Annotated in this window: 11 protein-coding genes; 2 read left to right on the plus strand and 9 right to left on the minus strand. The window is 35.4% G+C overall.

Features of this window, described 5'->3' with window-relative positions; translation table 11 throughout:
* The 3 genes from P9B04_RS02320 to P9B04_RS02330 all read right to left on the minus strand — a co-directional run.
* Window positions 1–219 (minus strand): hypothetical protein (locus tag P9B04_RS02320; RefSeq protein ID WP_342053386.1); only part of this gene is annotated, 219 nt, incomplete at its 3' end.
* 460 nt (window positions 220–679) lie between these two features.
* Window positions 680–937 carry a hypothetical protein gene (locus P9B04_RS02325; RefSeq protein ID WP_342053387.1) on the minus strand — a complete coding sequence of 86 codons (258 nt, stop codon included), beginning with the start codon at window positions 935–937 and terminating at the stop codon, window positions 680–682.
* Window positions 930–1118 carry a hypothetical protein gene (locus P9B04_RS02330; protein ID WP_342053388.1) on the minus strand — a complete coding sequence of 63 codons (189 nt, stop codon included), beginning with the start codon at window positions 1116–1118 and terminating at the stop codon, window positions 930–932. The genes P9B04_RS02325 and P9B04_RS02330 overlap by 8 nt, the downstream gene beginning before the upstream one ends.
* 290 nt (window positions 1119–1408) lie before the next feature.
* Between P9B04_RS02330 and P9B04_RS02335 the strand changes: the two genes are divergently transcribed.
* On the plus strand, window positions 1409–1846 hold the full coding sequence (locus tag P9B04_RS02335; RefSeq protein WP_342053389.1) for a DUF29 domain-containing protein: 438 nt from the start codon (window positions 1409–1411) through the stop codon (window positions 1844–1846).
* A 263-nt stretch (window positions 1847–2109) separates the two neighbouring features.
* Window positions 2110–2520, plus strand: a complete 411-nt coding sequence (gene queF, locus P9B04_RS02340; RefSeq protein WP_342053390.1) for a preQ(1) synthase — start codon at window positions 2110–2112, stop codon at window positions 2518–2520.
* A 20-nt stretch (window positions 2521–2540) separates the two neighbouring features.
* On the opposite strand, the gene P9B04_RS02345 is transcribed toward queF, so the two are convergent.
* From P9B04_RS02345 to P9B04_RS02370, 6 genes are all read right to left on the minus strand, one after another.
* A complete protein-coding gene (locus tag P9B04_RS02345; protein WP_342053391.1) occupies window positions 2541–3548 on the minus strand; it encodes an NAD(P)/FAD-dependent oxidoreductase in 1008 nt (335 codons plus the stop codon).
* Window positions 3549–3777: 229 nt separating this feature from the next.
* Window positions 3778–4146, minus strand: coding sequence for a response regulator (locus P9B04_RS02350; protein WP_342053392.1), 369 nt, complete (start codon window positions 4144–4146; stop codon window positions 3778–3780).
* A gap of 228 nt (window positions 4147–4374) precedes the next feature.
* Window positions 4375–4557: a 30S ribosomal protein S21 gene (rpsU, locus tag P9B04_RS02355; RefSeq protein WP_007307443.1), complete on the minus strand. Its 183-nt coding sequence runs from the start codon at window positions 4555–4557 to the stop codon at window positions 4375–4377.
* A gap of 283 nt (window positions 4558–4840) precedes the next feature.
* On the minus strand, window positions 4841–5329 hold the full coding sequence (locus tag P9B04_RS02360) for a TVP38/TMEM64 family protein (protein ID WP_342053403.1): 489 nt from the start codon (window positions 5327–5329) through the stop codon (window positions 4841–4843).
* A 312-nt stretch (window positions 5330–5641) separates the two neighbouring features.
* Entirely contained in the window at window positions 5642–6001 is a 360-nt protein-coding gene (ndhM, locus tag P9B04_RS02365; RefSeq protein ID WP_342053393.1) for an NAD(P)H-quinone oxidoreductase subunit M, read from the minus strand.
* A gap of 125 nt (window positions 6002–6126) precedes the next feature.
* On the minus strand, window positions 6127–6639 hold the full coding sequence (locus P9B04_RS02370; protein ID WP_342053394.1) for an inorganic diphosphatase: 513 nt from the start codon (window positions 6637–6639) through the stop codon (window positions 6127–6129).
* Window positions 6640–6988: the final 349 nt, after the last annotated feature.

The following is a 6988-nucleotide window of genomic DNA, read 5'->3' on the forward strand; positions in this document are numbered from 1 at the left end:
TCTTTGTCCCCTAACTTTCGGCGAGTCCCCCCAGACTTTTTGAGAAGCTTCCAACCAGGCATGTTCACCTGCCAAAGATCCTGATTCATCAACAACAAAGATAAAATCAGACAATGAAGCTGCTATGGTATCAGAAGTCATCCCAACGCTAAAAATAGCAATATTTGCTGTTATGACAGATAGTTTTTGCAAAAAGGATAAACGTGTTTTAGACAACATTCTAATTAAAAAAATTTTTTACGTACTCAGTAAATATAATGATGAGATAGTTCCGCAAATATAGCCGTGACTATTCTCACAAAAAACAGTAATTCTTATCACACGCTATTAGTTATTAAAAAGTAATACAAGATGACTTTAGAATTCTTGAGCCATCAACGGAAAATTTACAGGTGGAAAAATATCAATCTCTATCTTATGCTGTGAGTGAGATTAAACATAAGCTTAACGCTTTCAGCTAAGAGATGAAAGCCGAACGCTGACTGCTTACTGCTTACTGCTTACTGCTTACTGCTGACTAATTTAAGTTTTTCTATACTGGTGCAAGATATCAGTTAACATATTGAGTTAGGCAAACTATAATTTTTGGGGTTATTCCTATATTTCTATAACTCACATCTTGCACCTTCGATAAAACTGGCTAGTTTATAAGCCTTCAGCTATCAGCTATCAGCTAATTCTATTCTTTTTCCCTAACTCCAAGATTTTGCCTTGATTTAAGTGGTTGATTTTGCTCTAAATATCGATTGATATATTCCTGATCAAAAACCTGAGATAATAAGGTTTTAAATTCCTCTTTTTCTTCATTAGTTAAGTGTTTGTCATTGGCAGAATGTAATGGATCACCCCCTGTATTTAAGTATCTTTGGCGAGCAAGTTGAGATAATTCTTGTAAGCGACGAGCTTTGTTTTGTCGATTTTTTTCAGAGTTAGTCATAGTCTTGTACAAATTCAAAAGGGACAATTTCTCCGTCGGGAAGAATCACTGATGTTGGTAAACTTTGACTGAGGGTTTCAATATACCAAATTCCACTAGATGGATCATAAAAACTATATAGGACGATTGCTAGAGTCTCTAAAGCATTAAAAACTAAAAATTGTGCTTCTGTTGGCTCCATTTGCGATTTATTTTAGTTTAATACTCTCAATATTATCAAGGATCGATACTGCTTAGAGCGATCGCTAAATAAAAAATTATATAATAACAGAGTAAACGGTGATTAGGAAGACAAAAAGATGTTAATTAAGATTGAAAAAGACTTAGCATAACTTTGTGAGGAATTAAAGGTTGACCAATAGAGCAGTAATTTTTTATTCTCAGTTTTGAAAAGATAAAAAAGTGAGCGGTCTCATTGTTATTCAGAATTACAATTAGGATAAGAGAATGTTAATTATAGGAGTTTAACTAATGAATCAAGGAAACAAAATAAACATTTACGAGACAGATTTTTATCAATGGACAATGGAGCAAAGCGAAGCATTAAAAGAGCAAAATTTAGATAAATTGGACTGGGAAAATATAATTGAGGAGATCGAAGCTTTGGGAAGAAGTGATTATCAAGCAGTGGTTTCCTTATTAACAAGAATTATTCAACATCAGTTAAAGATTGATTATGCCAACAAACCGCAAACTAATCGTCATTGGCAAGCAGAAATAAAAGCTTTCTCTAATACCATAAGAAGACGTTATAGCCCTTCCATGAAAACAAAATTAGAGGAAGAATGGGAAGATATTTATTCAGATGCGATCGATCTCTATTTAATTGATTATCCTGCTGATAATTTTCCTCAAGTTTGTCCCTACTCTCTTAATGAAGTTCTCAATAAGTGCAAAAAAAATAAATAATACAAATACGTTTATAGCAGTTCTCATACTTGTGAGGTAAAGAGATTATCGCTTTGAGACAGGAATTAGGTGTACCTTATGAGTCCGAGAAACGAATAATAGAGTAAACATAAATCCCTCAGCTACCTTTTATCCCTCCTAATTTAAGAACGGAATAACTAAAAAAATATCAAAAAACAAAAGACTTAGGGTATCTGGTATAATTATATTTGTGACCAAGAAAACTGTTATATTTAACCAATAAACCCATCTAATTTTTAACTATGACTCAAGCAAAAAATACCGATGCTTCTTCAGTAAAATACGGGGAACGAGAAATTGAAGCAGGAAAATTAATTACCTTTTCTAACCCCCGTCCTGGTCGTTATTACACCATCAATGTTACCTTACCAGAGTTCACCTGTAAATGCCCTTTTTCTGGTTATCCCGACTTCGCTACCTTATACTTAACTTACGTTCCCGATGAAAAAGTAGTAGAATTAAAAGCCATAAAATTGTACATCAATAGCTACCGCGATCGCTACATTTCTCACGAAGAGTCTGTTAACCAAATTTTAGATGATTTTGTAGCAGCTTGTGATCCATTAGAAGCAACTTTAAAAGGTGATTTTAATCCTAGAGGTAATGTTCACACTGTCATTGAAGTACAACACAAAAAAAGCCAAAAAGATTAGGAGTATTTAAAAAATAAACTTCACATTTTATTTTCTAAATATTGCGCTGATTTAATCCCCGACAAGACTGCTTTTTCTAAAGTTAAATAACGATTTAAAGCAGGTGTTTCCGAGAAAGCATCCCCCGCTAAAATCAATGAATTAGGATTTTCTAACGCCAAAAAAGGTTCTCCGTAAACAGTTTTCGGTTGACTGTAACGCCATCGATGGACTTGATAATCTATAACTTTTGAACCTAACCAATTTGAAGTAGAATCCAATAATTTTTCAACAATTATTTCATCATCTGTGTCCCAATGATCCCAACTGAATTCAGGAGTAGAATGTATAGTAACCGCAAATCCTTGAGGAGAAATACCTTTTTTATGGTTACAAGCAATAGTAGCAACAGAATAATTGTTAAGTGTTAACCATCCTGAGTTCGGAATTAGACTTAGCTTTTCTAGTAACCCCAAAATAGTAATACAAGGATAATAACTTACTCCTTCAAGACGAGATTGTATTGAGGAAGGCAAAAGAAACCCAGAATTTTTTAGTAAAGTTAGAGATTGAGGGACAGGACAAGTCATAATTAGAATATTCCCCTGAAAATCCTGTCCGCTTTCTGTTTTCACAGTCCAACCAGAATCACTATTTTGAACAGAGATCGCCCGTGTTTGTAAATTAACATCCAAATCTTTAGCTAAATATTTCCCTAAGCTGCGATTACTCTCACAACCTCGATAGCAAGGGATTTTCCTATCACCATATTCATTTGACCATTTTGTGATAACATCTTCTGCTAACCACTGATCCACCAACTGTTGAACCCTTGCATCAGTGACGGTAAAAAGCTGCATTCCGTAGTCAAAAACCCCTGTTATGTCCTCTGAATGAGGAATACGGCGTGTTGCTAAACGTCCCCCAATACCTCGCCCCTTATCGAGAATAGTGGTTTTAATACCCTTATTTTCCAGTATATTAGCCGCAATTAAACCAGAAATTCCCCCACCAACAATAACAACATCTTTTTTACTACTTAATGTCATGTCTTTCCAGTTAGAAACAAACCAAAAATTATTGTCTTTATTATTATCAGTTAGATATTCACAAAATGAGAGAAATTAATAGAGCTTTTCTCGGAATCATGAGGTAAACCTAACTCCTGCCTACTGCCTCAAAGAGGTAATCTCTGCACCTCAAAAGTATAAAAACTGCCATAGAAAAAACAATCCACACTAAGCTGTATCAGTAACAATTATATTGATTTATTCTGTATTAATTATTACGTAATAATTGTTTAACTGTTCCTAACAACTCATCGTGAGGAAACGGTTTAATAATATAAGCATCAGCACCCTGTTTTAAACCCCAATAACTATCAACTTGGGTATTCTTCGTAGAACAAAGGATGACAGGAATATGCTCTGTTTTGGGATCGCTTTTAATGCTACGACAAGTCTGATAACCATTGAGGTTAGGCATCACAACATCAAGAATAATTAAGTCTGGAACTAAGGATTTGAGTTTTTCTAAAGCTTCAACTCCATCCGTCGCTGTAGTAACAGAAAACCCATTGTCTGTTAATAAACTAGCAATCAGTTCACGTTGAGCAATGCTATCATCGGCCACTAAAATTGTACGCATAAGAAGTCATTGAAAAATAAGCTTGAGTGACAACCAGTTACGATTCCTATACTGTAGTATACCCAGAAAACTCCCACAAATATCATCTTGAACAATAGGGAGCTTGATCAAGACTGAAAAGCCCCAACTTAAGTTAGATTGTTAGGGCTGCTTAACTTCCCTTAAATTTCATCAGTAAGGGTTATTATCAGACTTCGCGTGTTGCTACTAACAAAGAATCTTTGTAGTTTAGTGGCGACGAGATCGCTGTCTTCGTCGAGTTGCTTCCTTGCGCTTGCGTTTTTCTTGTGGCGTTTCAAAAAATTGGTGCTTTTTATAGTCTGTGTAGATTCCAGCTTTAGCAACCTGTCGCTTAAACCGACGTAACGCAGATTCAATAGGTTCGTTTTGACCAACAACTACTTGGGTCATTGTGTAACTTTACACCTCCTGTTTTGTTTCTATGATGTTTATGGGCTGTCAGCTATGAGGGCAACAAGCTTTATTTTTATTAAAGCTTATTAGGGTATATTTCCTCAGCCTATTAATTGTAGCTCATTTTAAGACACTTGCATATAAGTTTATATTCACTATCTAAGTACCTAGACAAAAATAAAAGTTACAGTTTAGAAGAGATAGGAGGAAGGATGCAGGAGTAAGGTTACAGCTATGCTTACATAAGTTTACACAGTGGGCTTTATTTATGTCCGACTACTTACTTCCGTTGAACTAAACCAGTAATAATAGCCAGAATAAAAACACCTAGTAAAGCGAAAACTAATAACAGTTTTCCTCCTTCTAATAACCCTGCCCCTAATGCCACAATGGGAGGATTAGAAATAGCAATACTAATAACTAAAGCAGGAGCAAATCTTCGCCAAGAGGCTTTGGTTAGTCCTACACCATAACAAACAAAATCGAAAAAGCTGGTCATTAAAAAGCCTGTTAATAGGAAAAAATTACGTTCCAAATGACGTTTACTTAAACCATCAATTTTGTCGATAAGTTTGACTCCGACCATTTTTGTTACTAAGTCACGACCATAACGCCTCGATAAAAAAAAACTTAAAGAGCAGGAACATAAGTCTGCTATACAAATAACTAAAAGTCCTTGACTAAAGCCTAATAATGCCCCAGATAGCACAGCATAAGCTGTTCCTGGTAAAGCTGGAATTACAACACTGGTAAAACGTAGGAGAAAGATTCCAGCAGGAACCTATGTTCCTAACTCTTCTACTTGTTGTCGTAGTTGGTTAATTCCGTAGTGGTTAATCGCTACAACCATTAAGATAAAGAGGCCAAAGATAGCCAGAAGGCGGAGAGTTTTACTCATGATTATCTATCTTGTATAAAGATTAATTTTGACCGTTCAGTATTATTATTTCTCTGACTGTTTAACCCTATATTCCAATACTTAATCTCTGTGTCATAATTTAAATTCTTAGACCCTTAAAAACAGGATAAATTGATGTTTTTTGAAACTCTCCAAAATTTCCGTCAATTTATCCTGGAAGTATTAGATATTATAAGCTCCTTCGCTGTCTGGACTTTCCACTTTAGGTAGTCCCATACTGTAGTTGAGGACACGACTTTTTAGATTGTAACTAATCTCCCCTTTTTGAAGAAGATTACGGAGAAAATGCTCTAGATCTGAACCAATGCGACGTAAATTATAATCGCTTAATTCTTCACCACTAGCAGACTCTACTAACTCATCGAATTTGCGATAAACTTTCTGTAAAGCATCTTCCTCCCAGTTAAATTCGTTATCGGGATCGACATCTAAAGTGAGCATATTATCACTTTCTACGAGTTCATTATTGTGAATCTCTGCTGCATAAATACGAATATGACGAGTTGTAGATTTGACAAACATAATGAGTAAACAAAAATTAAAGCTTATATACTAAATAGTAATCCTTTCTCTTTTAAACAGCAATTCAGTCACGTCAACACCACCATCAGGGGATAAAAATTGAAAACTTTATCCCCATCAAGGAATTATTTACTTCCAGCTTTCACACATTGTTCCACCAGAGGCATCACAGCATCAACGTCTTTCCAGCCTAAAATTTCTGTTACTTTTTTCTCCAGATTTTTGTAGGTACGGAAAAATTCTGCAATTTCTTCTAAACGGTGAGGCGCAACGTCTTTCAGAGATTTTACTTCTGCGTAGCGTGGATCTTCTTCTGGGACACACAACACTTTTTCGTCACGATCGCCACCATCGATCATTTCTAGCATACCAATGGGACGGGCTGTAATCACGCAACCTGGGAAAGTAGGTTGATCTATTATCACCATCCCATCCAAAGGATCACCGTCATCGGCTAAAGTGTTGGGAACAAATCCATAGTCGTAAGGATATTGTACGGAAGCAAACAAAACGCGATCGAGAGCAAAAGCGTTCATATCCTTGTCATATTCGTATTTATTCTTGCTCCCTGCGGGAATTTCGATTAAAACATTGATTAGACCGGGTTTAGGCTGAGCAGGAATGAGTGATAAGTCCACAATTTTCTCCGAATGCTTACTAATTACTGTAATTGAGGTACACAGTACGATTATGGGTTTACAAAATCGATATTGTTACCCCGTGATTGCACAATCGTTTTTCCAGTGCTTATTTTACAATGAATGTTGCCCCAATGTTGATCAGAATCACATTATCCCTGTGATCTAATTTATTGAGACTCAAGAAGAAGCACAACATAATGGATGCAGGATTCAAAAGCGGGTGCATACAACACCAAGGGTTATTTACTATTTCGTACAGTAAATGACCTCTTTTTTTTGCTTATTTTTAGAATTGATTTTAATCACATTATCAATATGATCTAGTCTATTGAGATTAATAAAATAA

Source organism: Crocosphaera sp. Alani8, from assembly GCF_038442745.1.
GTDB lineage: Bacteria > Cyanobacteriota > Cyanobacteriia > Cyanobacteriales > Microcystaceae > Crocosphaera.

Excerpts from the sequence above, each read along its gene's own strand:
- queF (WP_342053390.1), top strand. The coding sequence starts at position 2,110 with ATGACTCAAGCAAAAAATACCGATGCTTCTTCAGTAAAATACGGGGAA.
- P9B04_RS02345 (WP_342053391.1), bottom strand. The coding sequence starts at position 3,548 with ATGACATTAAGTAGTAAAAAAGATGTTGTTATTGTTGGTGGGGGAATT.
- ndhM (WP_342053393.1), bottom strand. The coding sequence starts at position 6,001 with ATGTTTGTCAAATCTACAACTCGTCATATTCGTATTTATGCAGCAGAG.
- P9B04_RS02330 (WP_342053388.1), bottom strand. The coding sequence starts at position 1,118 with ATGGAGCCAACAGAAGCACAATTTTTAGTTTTTAATGCTTTAGAGACT.
- rpsU (WP_007307443.1), bottom strand. The coding sequence starts at position 4,557 with ATGACCCAAGTAGTTGTTGGTCAAAACGAACCTATTGAATCTGCGTTA.
- P9B04_RS02350 (WP_342053392.1), bottom strand. The coding sequence starts at position 4,146 with ATGCGTACAATTTTAGTGGCCGATGATAGCATTGCTCAACGTGAACTG.
- P9B04_RS02335 (WP_342053389.1), top strand. The coding sequence starts at position 1,409 with ATGAATCAAGGAAACAAAATAAACATTTACGAGACAGATTTTTATCAA.
- P9B04_RS02325 (WP_342053387.1), bottom strand. The coding sequence starts at position 937 with ATGACTAACTCTGAAAAAAATCGACAAAACAAAGCTCGTCGCTTACAA.